Origin of the sequence: Cellulosimicrobium sp. SL-1, assembly GCF_011033075.1 — a bacterium.
GTDB classification, from domain to species: Bacteria; Actinomycetota; Actinomycetes; order Actinomycetales; family Cellulomonadaceae; genus Cellulosimicrobium; species Cellulosimicrobium funkei.
This window is the reverse complement of sequence record NZ_JAACJC010000010.1, coordinates 19,271-33,036: the sequence shown is the minus strand read 5'-3', so window position 1 is coordinate 33,036 and position 13,766 is coordinate 19,271. Positions and strand designations below refer to the sequence as shown.

Sequence of the window (13,766 nt, the reverse complement as noted above, 5' to 3'; positions counted from 1 at the left end):
GTCCGCCCGGTCCGGCCCGCGCGGACGCGTCGGCCGTACGGGTCGGCGGGCAGCGCGGTCCGGGCTCAGCGCCGGCGCAGGCGGCTGAGGCCCCACGCGAGCGCGGCCGAGAACGCCACGACCGCGCCCAGGGCCTGCCCGCCGAGGATCACGCGGTTGAGGTCGAGGGCGGGCTGCCAGCGCACGCCCGCGTCGTCGACGACGTAGACGCCCTTCGCGACGACGCGCACCCCGAACCCGCCGCCACCGCCCGAGCCCTCGCCGCCCGCCTCGCCCCCGGCGTTGCCGGAGCCCGGGTCGGACGTCGAGCCGCCGTCCGCGGTGCCGTCGTCGGGACCGGCGTCCGCCCCGCGGGCCGCCGCACCGACGCGACGGCGCCAGTCCGCCGCGCCCTTGCCGGAGAGCTCGCCGGCGCCGGACCCCCAGCCGGATCCCGTGCCGCCCCAGACCGTCGCGACGGGGATGACGAGCGTGCCGTCCCGCTCGTACGACTCCCCGAAGACGCGACGCACGGTGAGCGTGTCGCGCGCCGCGTGGGTGATGTGCGCCGGGTCGACGGGAGGCGTGTCCGAGCTCGCGTGTGTGCTCATGGCACGAAGGGTAGACCTGGGCCCCCCGGTGCGCGCGGGAACCGCGCGCACCGCCTCGCCGTCGAGGCCGTCGGTGCACGGGCGCCCGGACGGGTCAGGCGTCGCACTCCGGGAGGGCCGTGAACGCGGACTCGTCGCCGAGCATCGTCTGGAGGGTGCTCACGGGCACGAGGAGCGACTTCTCCGTCGACGTCTTCGCGTAGACCACGCCGATCACCTCGCCCGCCTCGTTGAGCGCGGCGGACCCGGAGCTGCCGGGCTCGACGGGGGCGTCGGTGACGAGCACCTCGCCGAGGTTCTCGTGCAGCGGGTCCGTCGTCGTGCCGATGACCGACCCCTGCGTCACGGTGAGCCGCCCGCCCTCGGGGTACCCGACGACCGTCACCGCGTCGCCGGGCGCCGGGTCGGCGGCGGCGAGGGTCGGGGCGGACGGGAGGTCCTCCGCGGTCCGGACGATCGCGAGGTCCGCCAGACCGGCCACGCTCGCCGTCTGGGCGGCGATGTCACGCCCGTCGTAGGTGAGGAGCTGGAGCGAGCGCGACGAGTCGACCACGTGCTTGTTGGTGATGAGGGTCCGGGAGTCGACGGCGAACCCCGAGCCGGTGGACAGGCCGTCGCACCGGACGTTGCGGATGCGCACGGCCATGCGCTGGACGGCGTCGAACCCGTCGGGGGAGAGGTTCTCCGAGCCGGCCGGGTCGTCGGGCGCCACGAGCGACGGCACGACCGAGCCCGGCACCGGCTCGGGGAGCTCCGGCAGGACGCCGCACGCGCCGAGCGAGCCGCCCGCGAGCGACAGCCCGAGCAGCGCGCCGACGACGCGCACCGCCGCGCGCCGGGACGGGCGGCGCGTCATCCGGCGAGCTCCTGCTGGAGCTGGGCGTTCGCGTCGGTGGCCTCCTGGCAGAGCACGCCGACCTGGTCCGCGAACCGGTCGATGTCGGCGGGGTCGTAGGCGTCCCGGTTGTTGAGGTACCCGATGAGCTGCGTCTGCGCCGTCGTGCACTGCCCGAGCGCGGCCGCGACCTTGCCCGCGGCGTCCGAGACCCGGCTCTGGTAGTCCAGGTACTGCTGGGACGCCTCGTTCTCGTCGCCCAGCTGGGCCTTCTCGTTGGCGAGGTCGCTGATGCGGTCCTGGGCGGCGGTGAGCTGGGTGCGCGCGGACTCGAGCTCCGCGTTCGCGCCGTCGAGCTCGGTGCGCAGCTGCGCGACGTCCTGCCCGAGCCCGCGCGCCTGCGCCTCCCACCCGGCGCTCGTCTCCTGCCAGCGCGTCGTGGTGAGCCACAGGTACGCGCCGACGCCCAGCGCCGCGGCGAGGGCCAGCGCGAGCACGACGACCGCGACCACGGCCCCGCGACGCCGACGCGGCCGGGTCGCCGCGGCGTCGTCGCTCGCCGGCGCGCCGTCGCCCGGCGCGGTCGCCGTGGCGGACGCCGCCCCGGGTGCGGCACCCCCGGGGCCGGCCGCCGGCGCGAACGACGGCGGCCCGACGGCGCCCGGTCGGGCCGCCGGGACCGCGTCGGCCGGGGTGCCCCGCGGCACGCTCTCGGGCGGCTGCGGCGGGCCCGCGGGACCGCCGTGCGGGGGCGGGACCGGGGGCGTGCTCAACTCACGGCGCCCGTGTACTTCTCGCCCGGCCCCTCGCCCGGGGCGTCCGGGTAGACCGACGCCTCGCGGAAGGCCAGCTGGAGCGAGCGCAGCCCGTCGCGGAGCGAGCGGGCGTGCTGGTTGCCGATGTCGGGGGCGCTCGCCGTCACGAGCGCGGCGAGCGCGTTGATGAGCTTGCGCGCCTCGTCCAGGTCGAGGTGGCCCTGCTCCTGCGCGTCCTCCGCGAGGCCGCACTTGACGGCGGCGGCGCTCATGAGGTGGACGGCCGCGGACGTGATGACCTCCACGGCGGCCACGTCGGCGATGTCGCGCACCGCGTCGGTGGTGGGGTCGGGCACGGCGGCGTTCTCGGTACTCATGGCGACCATCTTTCCATCCGACGGCGGGAGCGGTGGCCCGGTGCGCGAGAAGGACGGCCGACGCGCCCCGGGCCGGGGACGACGTCGGCCGCCGCCCCTGGCGAGGGGCGACGGCCGACGGGGTGCGACCGCCCCGCAGGGCGGCCACGACGGGTCAGACGCGGACCGGCTCCGCGGCCGTCCCGGGCTGGCCGCCCTCGAGCGGGGCGTCCGCGGCGGCGAGGGCCGCACGCAGCTCGCGACCCAGGTTCGCGTCGACGTACGTCCAGTACTGCACGGCGCGCTCGCGGATGTCCTCGCTGCGCACGGCGCCGACGTGGCCCGTGATCGTCTCGAGGAAGCGCGCGCGGGCGGCGTCGTCGAAGACCTCGCGGTAGAGCGTGCCCGCCTGGCCGAAGTCGTCGTCCTCCGGGTGCAGCGTCGCGGCGCTGCGCGTCAGCTCGCCGTCGGCCTCCCAGCCGGCGGACTCCGCCGCGCGGGCCGGGTCGGCGTGCGCGCCGCCGCGGCTGTTCGGCGCGTACACCGGCGTGGTCGCCGACGAGAACGAGTAGCGCATCGACCCGTCCTTCGCGTACGAGTGACCGGCCTCGGCCGCGGCGTGCGGCGCGTTCACCGGGAGCTGGGCGTGGTTCGTGCCCACGCGGTACCGGTGGGCGTCGGCGTAGGAGAAGATGCGCGCGAGCAGCATCTTGTCCGGGCTCGTCGCGATGCCCGGCACGAAGTTGCTCGGCGCGAACGTCGCCTGCTCGATCTGCGCGAAGTAGTTCTCCGGGTTGCGGTTCAGCTCCATGACGCCCACCTCGATCAGCGGGTAGTCGGCGTGCGGCCACACCTTCGTGAGGTCGAACGGGTTGAACCGGTAGGTCTTGGCGTCCTCGTACGGCATGACCTGGACCGAGAGCGTCCAGCGCGGGAAGTCGCCCCCCTCGATGTGCTCGTACAGGTCGCGGATGTGGTGGTCCGAGTCCGACCCGGCGAGCTGCGAGGCCTCGTCCGCGGTGAGGTTCTTGATGCCCTGCTGAGTCTTGAAGTGGTACTTGACCCAGAACCGCTCGCCCGCCGCGTTGATCCACTGGTAGGTGTGCGAGCCGAACCCGTCCATGTGGCGCCAGCTCGACGGGAGGCCGCGGTCACCCATGAGCCAGGTCACCTGGTGCGCCGACTCGGGGGAGAGGGACCAGAAGTCCCACTGCATGTCGTTGTCGCGCAGGTTCGAGCCCGGCAGGCGCTTCTGCGACCGGATGAAGTCGGGGAACTTGATGCCGTCGCGCAGGAAGAACACGGGCGTGTTGTTGCCGACGAGGTCGTAGTTGCCCTCGGTCGTGTAGAACTTCAGCGCGAAGCCGCGGGGGTCGCGCCAGGTGTCGGGCGAGCCCTGCTCGCCGGCGACGGAGGAGAAGCGCGCGAGCATCTCGGTCGTCGTGCCGGGCTGGAACAGCGCCGCGCGGGTGTACGCGCTGACGTCCTGGGTCACGGTGAACGTGCCGAACGCACCGCCGCCCTTGGCGTGCACGACGCGCTCCGGGACGCGCTCGCGGTTGAACTGGGCGAGCTTCTCGACGAGGTAGTGGTCGTGCAGGACGATCGGGCCGTCGGCGCCGACGGACTGCGAGTGGGCGTCCGAGGCGACGGGCGCGCCGGCGTTCGTGGTGGTGAAGGGGGCGGTCATGGGTCTCCTTCCGTGAGCCGCGGGTACGGCTCGTCTGGCGTTCTCAAACAGTGCATCCGTGAGGAAACGGACGCGCTCCGGGTGCACGAGGCCCCGGAGCGGGTGGTGCGGGGTCAGTCGGCGCAGTCCGGGCAGAGTCCCCAGAACGTCACCTCGGCGGTGTCGATCCGGAACCCCGCGGTGCTGCTGGGGGTGAGGCACGGGGCGTGGCCCACGGTGCAGTCCACGTCGGCGACGGCGCCGCAGCCCCGGCACACCACGTGGTGGTGGTTGTCACCGAGCCGGCGCTCGTAGCGGGCCGGGTGCCCGGCCGGCTCGATGCGGCGCACGAGCCCCTTGTCGGTGAGCGTGTGCAGGACGTCGTAGACCGCCTGGACGGAGACGGAGCCGAGCGCCGTGCGCGCGGCGCGCAGCACGTCGTCGGCGTCCGCGTGCTGCTGCACCTCGACGGCGTCGAGCACGGCGAGGCGTGCGGCGGTGACGCGCAGGCCGTGGTCGCGGAGCTCGCTCTCGTGGCGTGCGCGGCGGGGCCCGTCCTCGAGGCCGGTGCCCGCGGTCGACGTCGCTCCTGTGGTCATGGCGCCCACTCTACCCCCCTATTCTGGAAGAGTTCCATTGATGGATCGGATCAGATGTCCACGGGTACGGTCGGCTCGACCTGCACGGCCGCTCTGCTATCCTTGACAGCTGACCGACCCGTTCGTGTCCGCACCGCCCGGTTCCGGGTGGTGGGGAACACGTACGGGTGCGCAAGTGGATGACATCCCACCCGGGCTTCGACCGCCGACTCACGTCGCGACAGAGGCCGGGTCCTGGTCCGGAGCGAGCCCCTCGGGGACCGTTCCGCCGTGGTCGTCGCGTTCGCGTGACGTCCCGACCTGATGGCCTCCGCCCTGCGCCAGGGACGGAGGCCTTCTTCGTGTCCGGGCGGTCTACCGACGACTTCCTAGGAGCATCACATCAGCGAGCCTCGCATCAACGATCGGATCCGCGTCCCCGAGGTCCGACTCATCGGTCCCGGCGGGGAGCAGGTCGGCGTCGTCCGCACCGAGGTTGCCCTGAGCCTTGCCCAGGACGCGGACCTCGACCTCGTCGAGGTCGCCCCGGACGCCCGGCCCCCCGTCGCCAAGCTCATGGACTTCGGCAAGTTCAAGTACGAGTCCGACATGAAGGCGCGTGAGGCGCGGCGCAACCAGGCGAACACGGTCCTCAAGGAGATCCGTTTCCGCCTGAAGATCGACCCGCACGACTACGGCACCAAGAAGGGCCACGTCGAGCGCTTCCTCGCGGCGGGCGACAAGGTCAAGGTCATGATCATGTTCCGCGGCCGTGAGCAGTCGCGCCCCGAGATGGGTGTCCGCCTGCTCCAGCGCCTCGCGGACGACGTCGCGGAGCTCGGCTTCGTGGAGTCCATGCCGAAGCAGGACGGGCGCAACATGACCATGGTGCTCGGTCCGGTGAAGAAGAAGGCCGACGCCAAGAGCGAGCAGCGCAAGCGCGCGCAGGAGGCCGAGCCGCGTCTCACCAAGTCCGCCCAGCGCGCCGCTGCGCGCTCCGGCGACGACGCGGACGTGACCGACGAGCCCGAGACGGTCGAGACGCAGACCGTCGAGGCCACCGGCGCGGTCGAGGCGACGGAGACCACGGCCGCGGTCGAGGCCGCCGCCCCGGTCGAGGAGCCCGCCCCGGCCGAGGCCCCGGCGCAGGCCGCTCCGGCTCCGCGCTCCGCTCCGGCTCCGCGGTCTGCTCCGGCTCCGCGGTCTGCTCCGGCTCCGCGGTCGGCTCCTGCCCCGCGTCCCGCGGCTCGGCCGGCCGCGGACTCGAAGCCGGCGGCGCCGCGCCCGACGCCCGCGGCCTCGCCCGCGTCGTCGGACGGCGCGAAGCCCGCAGCACCCCGGCCCGCCGCGCCGAAGCCGGGCGTCCCGCGCCCCGCGCCCAAGCCGGCACCCAAGCCGACGCCGCGCGGCAAGGCCGGCTGACACCGGCACCACGGACGGACCCTGCTCGGGGTCCGGGCCCACCGGCCCGGACCCGAACACGTCGGCCACCGCGAGGTGGCTGACCGGACACAAGGAGAGACGGCAGTCATGCCGAAGAACAAGACGCACTCGGGTGCCAAGAAGCGCTTCCGCATCACGGGTTCCGGGAAGGTCATGCGCGAGCAGACCAACGCCCGTCACTACCTCGAGCACAAGGCGACCAAGCGCAAGCGCCGCCTCGCTGCCGACCAGGTGGTCTCGCCCGCCGACGTCAAGTCCATCAAGAAGCTGCTCGGCAAGTGACCCGGCAGGTGGCGGGACCCGCCACCGACCGGCTCACCCCTGAGCCCCGAACTGCAAGGAGCATCACGTGGCACGCGTGAAGCGGGCGGTCAACGCCCAGAAGAAGCGCCGTACGACCCTCGAGCGCGCCAGCGGCTACCGCGGCCAGCGCTCGCGCCTCTACCGCAAGGCGAAGGAGCAGGTCACCCACTCCCTCGTCTACTCCTACCGTGACCGCAAGGCGCGCAAGGGCGACTTCCGCAAGCTGTGGATCCAGCGCATCAACGCTGCGTCGCGCGCCCAGGGCCTGACGTACAACCGCCTCATCCAGGGCCTCAAGGCCGCGGGTGTCGAGGTCGACCGTCGCCTGCTCGCGGAGCTCGCGGTCAACGACGTGGCCGCGTTCAACGCGCTCGTCCAGGTCGCGAAGGACGCGCTCCCCGAGGACGTCAACGCGCCCAAGGCCGCAGCCTGACCAGCGCCTCGCCCGGCCGCCCGTCGGCCACGGACGCCCGTCCGGCGCCCGGCCCGCTCGACCCCACGCTGACGAACCCTCGCAGCGACCGGGTCAAGGCGGTCCGTGCGCTGGCCGGGCGTCCGGCGCGTTCACGGCACGGACAGCTCCTCGTGGAGGGCCCGCAGGGCGTCCGCGAGGCCGTCCGGCGCGCCTCAGACCGGGTCCGTGACGTCTACGTCACGCCCGCTGCGGCGGACCGGCACCCGGAGATCGTCGCCGACGCGCGCGCGGCCGGGCTGCACGTGCACGGCGCGACGCCCGAGGTGCTGGCGGCGATGAGCGCCGACGCGCAGGGCGTGCTCGCCGTCGTGCGTGCGGACGCGCCGCGGCTGGAGGACGTCGTCGCGACGCTCGCGCGGCGCGATCGCCCGGCGCTCGTCGCGGTGCTCGCGACGGTCCGGGACCCGGGCAACGCGGGGACCGTGGTCCGCGCGGCGGACGCCGCCGGGGCCGACGCCGTCGTGCTCGCCGGCGAGAGCGTCGACGTGCACAACCCGAAGGTCGTGCGCTCGACGGCCGGGTCGCTCTTCCACCTCCCGGTCGTCACGGGCGTGAGCCTGGCCGAGGCCGTCGCCGCGCTGCGCGGCGCGGGGCTCGCGGTCCTCGCCGCCGACGGCGCGGGGGACCTCGACCTCGACGACCTGCTCGACGTGGCCGGCGCCAAGGGCGCCGGTACGGAGCGCCCGGTCGACCTCGCCGCGCCGACCGCATGGGTCTTCGGGAACGAGGCGTGGGGGCTGCCCCCGGAGGACCGCGCGCTGGCCGACGCCGTCGTGCGCGTGCCGATCCGCGGCCGGGCCGAGTCCCTGAACCTCGCGACGGCGGCGACGGTCTGCCTCTACGCCTCCAGCCGCGCGCACCGGCCCGCCCGAGGCCCGGGCGCCGACCCGGAGGGCGGCGCGTGAGACTGTTCGCCGCGCTCTACCCGAGCGCCGCGGCGCTCGACCACCTCGCGCTCGCCCTCGCGGACGCCCACGCCCAGGAGGCCCGCCGGCCCGACGGCGCACCGCTCGTCCGCTGGACGTCCCCCGAGCTGTGGCACCTCACGGTGTCGTTCTTCGGCGACGTGCCCGAGGGGGCCGTCCCCGACCTCGCGGCGGCGCTCGAGCCGGTCGCGCACGACGCCGCACCGCTCGACCTCCGGCTCCGGGGCGCCGGCGTGTTCGACCGCCGCGTCCTGTGGGTGGGCGTCGGCGGGGACGGTGCCGACGCCCTGCGGGCGCTGAGCGCCGCGGTCGCCGAGGCGGCGGGCGACGCGGGCGTGCGGGTGGACCGCCGTCCCCGGCAGCGCGCGCACCTCACCGTCGCGCGGGCCGCGGCCGGGGCGCGCCAGGCGAACCGCCGGGCGCGCGGTCGCGGCGCGACCCGTCCCGACCGCACCGCGGGCGACCCGCTCGCCGCGCCCGCCGCGGCCCTCGCCGTGTACGCCGGCCCGGGGTGGACGACCGACGCGCTGCACCTCGTCGAGTCCGACCTCGGCGACGCCTCGGGGCACCCGGTGCACCGGACGCTGCGGACCCTGCCGCTCGGGCCCGCCGCGCGCTGAGCGGGACCACCCTCCGGCCGCGCCCGGAGACGCCTGTGCGAGGATGGGCCGCATGAGCCTGCGCGGTGGTCGTCGATTTCCCGGGCCCGTCACGGGCCCGCGCGACTGACGCGTGCTCCCCGCCCGCCTCGTGGCGGGACGGGTCCTGGCCCGGACGGGCGCCCTAGAATGACGGCGACGCGCGCACGTGCGCGCCCCGCACGCCCCGCCCCGAGCGGCGCGTGCCGCGGGTCGACGCCGGCCGTCGTCCGCTCCCCGCAGTCCCGCCCTCGCCAGGAAGGCACGCATGTCCAGCCCTGACGCCGACGTCGTCACCCCCCACGCGGGCGACGGCGGACCGGACACCACCACCGGACCCTCCCCGCTCGACGCCGACGCGCTGCAGCGCGCGCTCGACGCCGCGCTCGCCGCCGTCGCCGCGGCCGGCGACCTCGACGCGCTCAAGCGCGTGCGCACCGAGCACGCGGGCGACCGCAGCCCGCTCGCGCTCGCGAACCGCCAGATCGGTTCGCTCGCCCCCGCGGACAAGAAGACCGCGGGCAAGCTCCTCGGCCCGCTGCGCGGCCGGCTCAACCAGGCCCTCGCCGCGCGCCAGGCCGAGCTCGAGGCCGAGCGCGACGAGCGCGTCCTCGTCGAGGAGGCCGTGGACGTCACGCTGCCCGTGGACCGCGTCCCCGCGGGCGCGCGGCACCCGCTCGAGACGCTGCAGGAGCGCGTCGCGGACTTCTTCGTCGGTATGGGCTGGGAGATCGCGGAGGGCCCCGAGGTCGAGGCGGAGTGGTTCAACTTCGACGCCCTGAACTTCGGCGTGGACCACCCCGCGCGCCAGATGCAGGACACGTTCTACGTCGCCGGCCCCGACGGCGAGGACGGCGCGGAGCCGTCGAACCTCGTGCTGCGCACCCACACGTCGCCGGTCCAGGCCCGCTCGCTGCTCGAGCGCGGCGTGCCGCTGTACGTGGCGTGCCCGGGCAAGACGTTCCGCACGGACGCGCTCGACGCGACGCACACGCCCGTCTTCCACCAGGTCGAAGGCCTGGCGATCGACAAGGGCCTGACCATGGCGCACCTGCTCGGCACGCTCGACGCGTTCGCGCGCGCGATGTTCGGCCCGGACGCGCGCACGCGCCTGCGGCCCGCGTACTTCCCGTTCACCGAGCCGAGCGCCGAGATGGACCTGTGGTTCCCCCAGAAGAAGGGCGGGCCGGGCTGGATCGAGTGGGGCGGCTGCGGCATGGTCAACCCGAACGTGCTGCGGTCCGTCGGGGTCGACCCCGACGAGTACTCGGGCTTCGCGTTCGGCATGGGCATCGAGCGCACGCTCATGCTGCGCCACGGGATCGCGGACATGCACGACATGGTGGAGGGCGACGTGCGCTTCTCCGCCCAGTTCGGAACGGAGATCTGATGCCGTACGTCGCCATCGACTGGCTGGGCGACCACGTCGAGCTGCCCGCGGGGCTCACCGCCGAGCGGCTCGCCGCCGACCTCGTCCGCGTCGGCCTGGAGGAGGAGGCGATCCACGGCGCGGCCGTGACGGGTCCCCTCGTCGTCGGGCGCGTCCTCGAGATGACGCCCGAGCCGCAGAAGAACGGCAAGACGATCAACTGGTGCCTGGTCGACGTCGGGCCGGAGCACAACGCCGCCGAGATCAAGGGCGTCGAGCCGGCAGACATGCCGGCGGGCGGTGCGCGCGGCATCGTGTGCGGCGCGCACAACTTCGCGCCGGGCGACCTCGTCGTGGTCGCGCTGCCGGGCTCCGTCCTGCCCGGTCCGTTCCCCATCGCGAGCCGCAAGACGTACGGGCACGTGTCCGACGGCATGATCTGCTCGCAGCGCGAGCTCGGCCTCGGCGAGGACCACGACGGCATCATCGTGCTGCCGCGGCTCGGGTACGCGGCCGAGGACCTCACCCCGGGGCAGGACGCGGTCGCGCTGCTCGGGCTCGGCGACGAGGTGCTCGAGATCAACGTGACGCCCGACCGCGGGTACGCGTTCTCCTACCGCGGCGTCGCGCGCGAGTTCTCGCACTCGACGGGCGCGCGCTTCACGGACCCGGGCCTGCCCGGCTCCCTGCCCACGCCCCCGCCCGCGGCGACGCCCGACGGTTTCCCCGTCGAGGTCGACGACGCGGCGCCGGTCCACGGCGTCGTCGGGTGCGACCGCTTCGTCACGCGCGTCGTGCGCGGGCTCGACCCCGCGGCGCAGACGCCCGCGTGGCTGCAGCGCCGCCTCACGGCGTCGGGCATGCGGCCCATCTCGCTCGCGGTCGACGTGACGAACTACGTCATGCTCGACCTCGGGCAGCCCCTGCACGCGTACGACCTCGAGAAGGTCGCGGCTCCCGTCGTGGTGCGGCGCGCCGCCCCGGGCGAGCGGCTCACGACGCTCGACGACGTGGACCGCGCGCTCGACCCGGAGGACCTGCTCATCACCGACAGCCCCGACGGTGCGCGCGGCGCGCGCGTCCTGGGTCTCGCCGGCGTCATGGGCGGTGCCTCGTCGGAGGTCGGGCCGGAGACGACGGCGGTGCTCGTCGAGGCCGCCCACTTCGATCCCGTGACGGTCGCGCGCACGTCGCGCCGCCACAAGCTGTCGAGCGAGGCCGCGAAGCGGTTCGAGCGCGGCGTGGACCCGCAGCTGCCCGCGGTCGCGGCGCAGCGCGTCGTCGACCTGCTCGTCGAGCTGGGCGGCGGGATCGCGGACCCGGCCGTCAGCGACCTCGACCGCGTGACCGCGCCCGCCCCGATCCGCCTGCCCGTCGGCGAGGCCGAGCGCCTCGTCGGCGTGCCGTACACGCTCGAGCAGGTCGTCGGGACGCTCGGGGCGATCGGGTGCACGGTCGCCGCGGACGACGCCGCCGCGACGGGCGTCGTCGTCGTGACCCCGCCGTCGTGGCGCCCCGACCTCACCGAGCCGGCCGAGCTGGTCGAGGAGGTCGCGCGCCTCGTCGGGTACGACGAGATCCCGTCGGTGCTCCCCGCCGCTCCCGGCGGCCGCGGGCTCACGCGCGAGCAGCGCGTGCGCCGGGCGGTCGCCCGCGCGCTCGCCGAGCACGGGTTCGTCGAGACGCTGAGCTACCCGTTCGTCGGCGAGGGCGAGCTCGACGCGCTGCGGATCCCCGCGGACGACGAGCGCCGCCGGGCGCTGCGCCTGCTCAACCCGCTGGCCGACGACCGTCCCCTGATGCGCACGGACGTGCTGAGCACGCTCCTGGAGACCACGCGCCGCAACGTGGGCCGCGGGCTCGGGGACGTCGCCGTGTTCGAGGTCGGGCTCGTGACGCACCCGCGCCCGGGCGCCCCGGCCGCGCCGTCGCTGCCCGGCGGGGTGCGTCCCTCCGACGACGACCTCGCCGCGATCGAGGCCGCGCTCCCGGCGCAGCCGCGCCACGTCGCGGGCGTCCTGGTCGGTCGTCGCGAGCGGGCGGGCTGGTGGGGCCCCGGCCGGCCGGCGGACTGGACGGACGCGCTCGACGCGGCGCGCCTGGTCGCGGACCGCGCCGGCCTGCGGGGGGACGACGCCGTGCGCGTGGTCGCCGACACCGCGCGGGCCCCGTTCCACCCCGGCCGCTGCGCGCGCCTCGAGCTCGCCGACGGGACGGTCGTCGGGCACGCGGGCGAGCTGCACCCCAAGGTGCTCGAGAACGTCGGCCTGCCCGCCCGCTCCGTGGCGTTCGAGCTCGACCTGTCGGCGCTCGTCGCAGGTGCGTCCGACGAGCCCGTCCAGGCGACGCCGGTCTCCGGGTTCCCGGCGGCGAAGGAGGACCTCGCGTTCGTCGTCGCCGCCGACGTGCCGGCCGAGGCGCTGCGCGCCGCGGTCGTCGAGGGCGCCGGCGAGCTCGCGGAGGAGGTCGTGCTGTTCGACGTCTTCACGGGCGAGCAGGTGGGCGCCGGGCGCAAGTCGCTCGCGTTCTCGCTGCGGCTGCGCGCCGCGGACCGCACCCTCACCGCCGACGACGTCGCGCGGGTCCGGGAGGGCGCCGTGGCCGCCGCGCGCGAGCGCGTCGGGGCGGAGCTGCGCGCATGAGCGACGCACCGGGGGAGGGCACGACGCCGGACGTGGTGCCCGCGCGCACCGCGCTCGTCACCGGGGCGTCGCGCGGCATCGGCCGCGCGGTCGCCGTCGGGCTCGCCGCGGCCGGTCTCGACGTCGCGCTCCTCGCGCGCGACGCGGGCCGGCTCGCCGGGGTGGCCGACGAGATCGCCGCGCTCGACGGCGCGGGCCGGGCCGTCGTCGTCACGGCGGACGTGACCGACGCGGCGGCGGTGGCCGCGGCCGTCCGCGAGGCCGAGGCCGCGCTCGGGAGCGTGGACCTGCTCGTCAACAACGCGGGCCGGGTCGACGCCGAGGTGCCGCTCTGGGAGGCGGACCCCGACGAGTGGTGGGCCGTCCTGGAGACCAACGTGCGCGGGCCGTTCCTGCTCGCGCGCGCGGTCGTGCCCGGGATGCTCGCGCGCGGCGGCGGCCGCGTCGTCGACCTCAACAGCGGCGCGGGCTCTCACGACATGGAGGGCGCGAGCGCGTACAACGCGAGCAAGACGGCGCTGCTGCGCCTCGGGGCGAACGTCCACCGCTCGGGCCACGCGCTCGGGTTGCGGACCTTCGAGGTGTCGCCGGGCGTCGTGCAGACCGACATGACGGCGTCCATGGTCATGCACGAGGGCCGCACGGAGTGGACGCCCGTCGAGCGCACGGTCGAGATGGTCGTCGCGATCGCCCGCGGCGAGCTCGACGCGTTCTCGGGGTCGTTCGTGCGCGTGACGCACGACTCGCCCGGGTCGCTCCGCGCGGCCGCCCAGGAGGCCGCCCGCGCGGGCGTCGCGCTGCCCGGGCCGGACGGCCGTCGGCTGCGCGTCACGCGCTGGGGCGCCGACGACCCGATGCCGGGAGAGCTCCCCGCCCGCTGAGCGCACGCACCCCGCACGGCCGACGCCGCCCGACCCCCCGGTCGGGCGGCGTCCGTGCGTCCGGGCACCGGGTCACAGCGGGACGCACGTGTCCCGGTCGACCCACACGTGCCACAGGCCCCGCTCGGGGTGCTCGTACTCGAACGCCACGAGCCCGCCTGCGTCGTGCGTGACGACGCCCGTGAGCACGACCCGCCGGCCGTCGCGGTCGAACGTCGTGCAGAGGGCGGGCACCTGGACCGGGACGGGCGCGTCCGGCAGGAAGGGGCGGGTCGCGGGGGCGACGTGCTGCGTCATACCCGGAAA

The 13,766-nt window shown here is 75.6% G+C and carries 15 protein-coding genes; 8 read left to right on the top strand and 7 right to left on the bottom strand.

Features of this window, described 5'->3' with window-relative positions; genetic code table 11:
* Positions 1 to 65: 65 nt before the first annotated feature.
* The 6 genes from GWJ10_RS15595 to GWJ10_RS15570 form a co-directional block, all read right to left on the bottom strand.
* On the bottom strand, positions 66 to 590 hold the full coding sequence (locus GWJ10_RS15595) for a hypothetical protein (RefSeq protein WP_051028483.1): 525 nt from the start codon (positions 588 to 590) through the stop codon (positions 66 to 68).
* Positions 591 to 684: 94 nt separating this feature from the next.
* Positions 685 to 1,446, bottom strand: coding sequence for a serine protease (locus GWJ10_RS15590; RefSeq protein WP_061267597.1), 762 nt, complete (start codon positions 1,444 to 1,446; stop codon positions 685 to 687).
* Positions 1,443 to 2,198, bottom strand: coding sequence for a hypothetical protein (locus GWJ10_RS15585; protein WP_241005853.1), 756 nt, complete (start codon positions 2,196 to 2,198; stop codon positions 1,443 to 1,445). The genes GWJ10_RS15590 and GWJ10_RS15585 overlap by 4 nt, the downstream gene beginning before the upstream one ends.
* Positions 2,195 to 2,557, bottom strand: a complete 363-nt coding sequence (locus tag GWJ10_RS15580; protein WP_043659864.1) for a DUF1844 domain-containing protein — start codon at positions 2,555 to 2,557, stop codon at positions 2,195 to 2,197. Before GWJ10_RS15580 ends, GWJ10_RS15585 begins: the two co-directional genes overlap by 4 nt.
* Before the next feature lie 154 nt (positions 2,558 to 2,711).
* Positions 2,712 to 4,226 (bottom strand): catalase, encoded by a 1,515-nt coding sequence (locus GWJ10_RS15575; protein ID WP_061267598.1) that lies wholly within the window; start codon positions 4,224 to 4,226, stop codon positions 2,712 to 2,714.
* 113 nt (positions 4,227 to 4,339) lie between these two features.
* Positions 4,340 to 4,804: a Fur family transcriptional regulator gene (locus tag GWJ10_RS15570; protein WP_081600341.1), complete on the bottom strand. Its 465-nt coding sequence runs from the start codon at positions 4,802 to 4,804 to the stop codon at positions 4,340 to 4,342.
* A 381-nt stretch (positions 4,805 to 5,185) separates the two neighbouring features.
* Here GWJ10_RS15570 and infC point away from each other — a divergent pair, with 381 nt between their 5' ends.
* From infC to GWJ10_RS15530, 8 genes are all read left to right on the top strand, one after another.
* Entirely contained in the window at positions 5,186 to 6,205 is a 1,020-nt protein-coding gene (gene infC / locus GWJ10_RS15565; protein WP_163188586.1) for a translation initiation factor IF-3, read from the top strand.
* A 108-nt stretch (positions 6,206 to 6,313) separates the two neighbouring features.
* A complete protein-coding gene (gene rpmI, locus GWJ10_RS15560; RefSeq protein WP_034653792.1) occupies positions 6,314 to 6,508 on the top strand; it encodes a 50S ribosomal protein L35 in 195 nt (64 codons plus the stop codon).
* A 67-nt stretch (positions 6,509 to 6,575) separates the two neighbouring features.
* Complete coding sequence (gene rplT, locus GWJ10_RS15555; RefSeq protein ID WP_024840664.1) at positions 6,576 to 6,962, top strand: 50S ribosomal protein L20; 387 nt, start codon at positions 6,576 to 6,578, stop codon at positions 6,960 to 6,962.
* 68 nt (positions 6,963 to 7,030) lie between these two features.
* Positions 7,031 to 7,909: an RNA methyltransferase gene (locus GWJ10_RS15550; RefSeq protein ID WP_163188584.1), complete on the top strand. Its 879-nt coding sequence runs from the start codon at positions 7,031 to 7,033 to the stop codon at positions 7,907 to 7,909.
* Positions 7,906 to 8,550, top strand: coding sequence for an RNA 2',3'-cyclic phosphodiesterase (thpR, locus tag GWJ10_RS15545; RefSeq protein ID WP_163188431.1), 645 nt, complete (start codon positions 7,906 to 7,908; stop codon positions 8,548 to 8,550). The genes GWJ10_RS15550 and thpR overlap by 4 nt, the downstream gene beginning before the upstream one ends.
* A 286-nt stretch (positions 8,551 to 8,836) precedes the next feature.
* Positions 8,837 to 9,958, top strand: coding sequence for a phenylalanine--tRNA ligase subunit alpha (pheS, locus tag GWJ10_RS15540; protein ID WP_083712017.1), 1,122 nt, complete (start codon positions 8,837 to 8,839; stop codon positions 9,956 to 9,958).
* On the top strand, positions 9,958 to 12,579 hold the full coding sequence (gene pheT, locus GWJ10_RS15535; RefSeq protein WP_163188429.1) for a phenylalanine--tRNA ligase subunit beta: 2,622 nt from the start codon (positions 9,958 to 9,960) through the stop codon (positions 12,577 to 12,579). Before pheS ends, pheT begins: the two co-directional genes overlap by 1 nt.
* On the top strand, positions 12,576 to 13,460 hold the full coding sequence (locus GWJ10_RS15530; RefSeq protein ID WP_163188427.1) for an SDR family oxidoreductase: 885 nt from the start codon (positions 12,576 to 12,578) through the stop codon (positions 13,458 to 13,460). The genes pheT and GWJ10_RS15530 overlap by 4 nt, the downstream gene beginning before the upstream one ends.
* 72 nt (positions 13,461 to 13,532) lie before the next feature.
* Here the strand turns inward: GWJ10_RS15530 and GWJ10_RS15525 are convergent, their stop codons facing one another.
* A complete protein-coding gene (locus GWJ10_RS15525; RefSeq protein WP_034651423.1) occupies positions 13,533 to 13,757 on the bottom strand; it encodes a hypothetical protein in 225 nt (74 codons plus the stop codon).
* Positions 13,758 to 13,766: the final 9 nt, after the last annotated feature.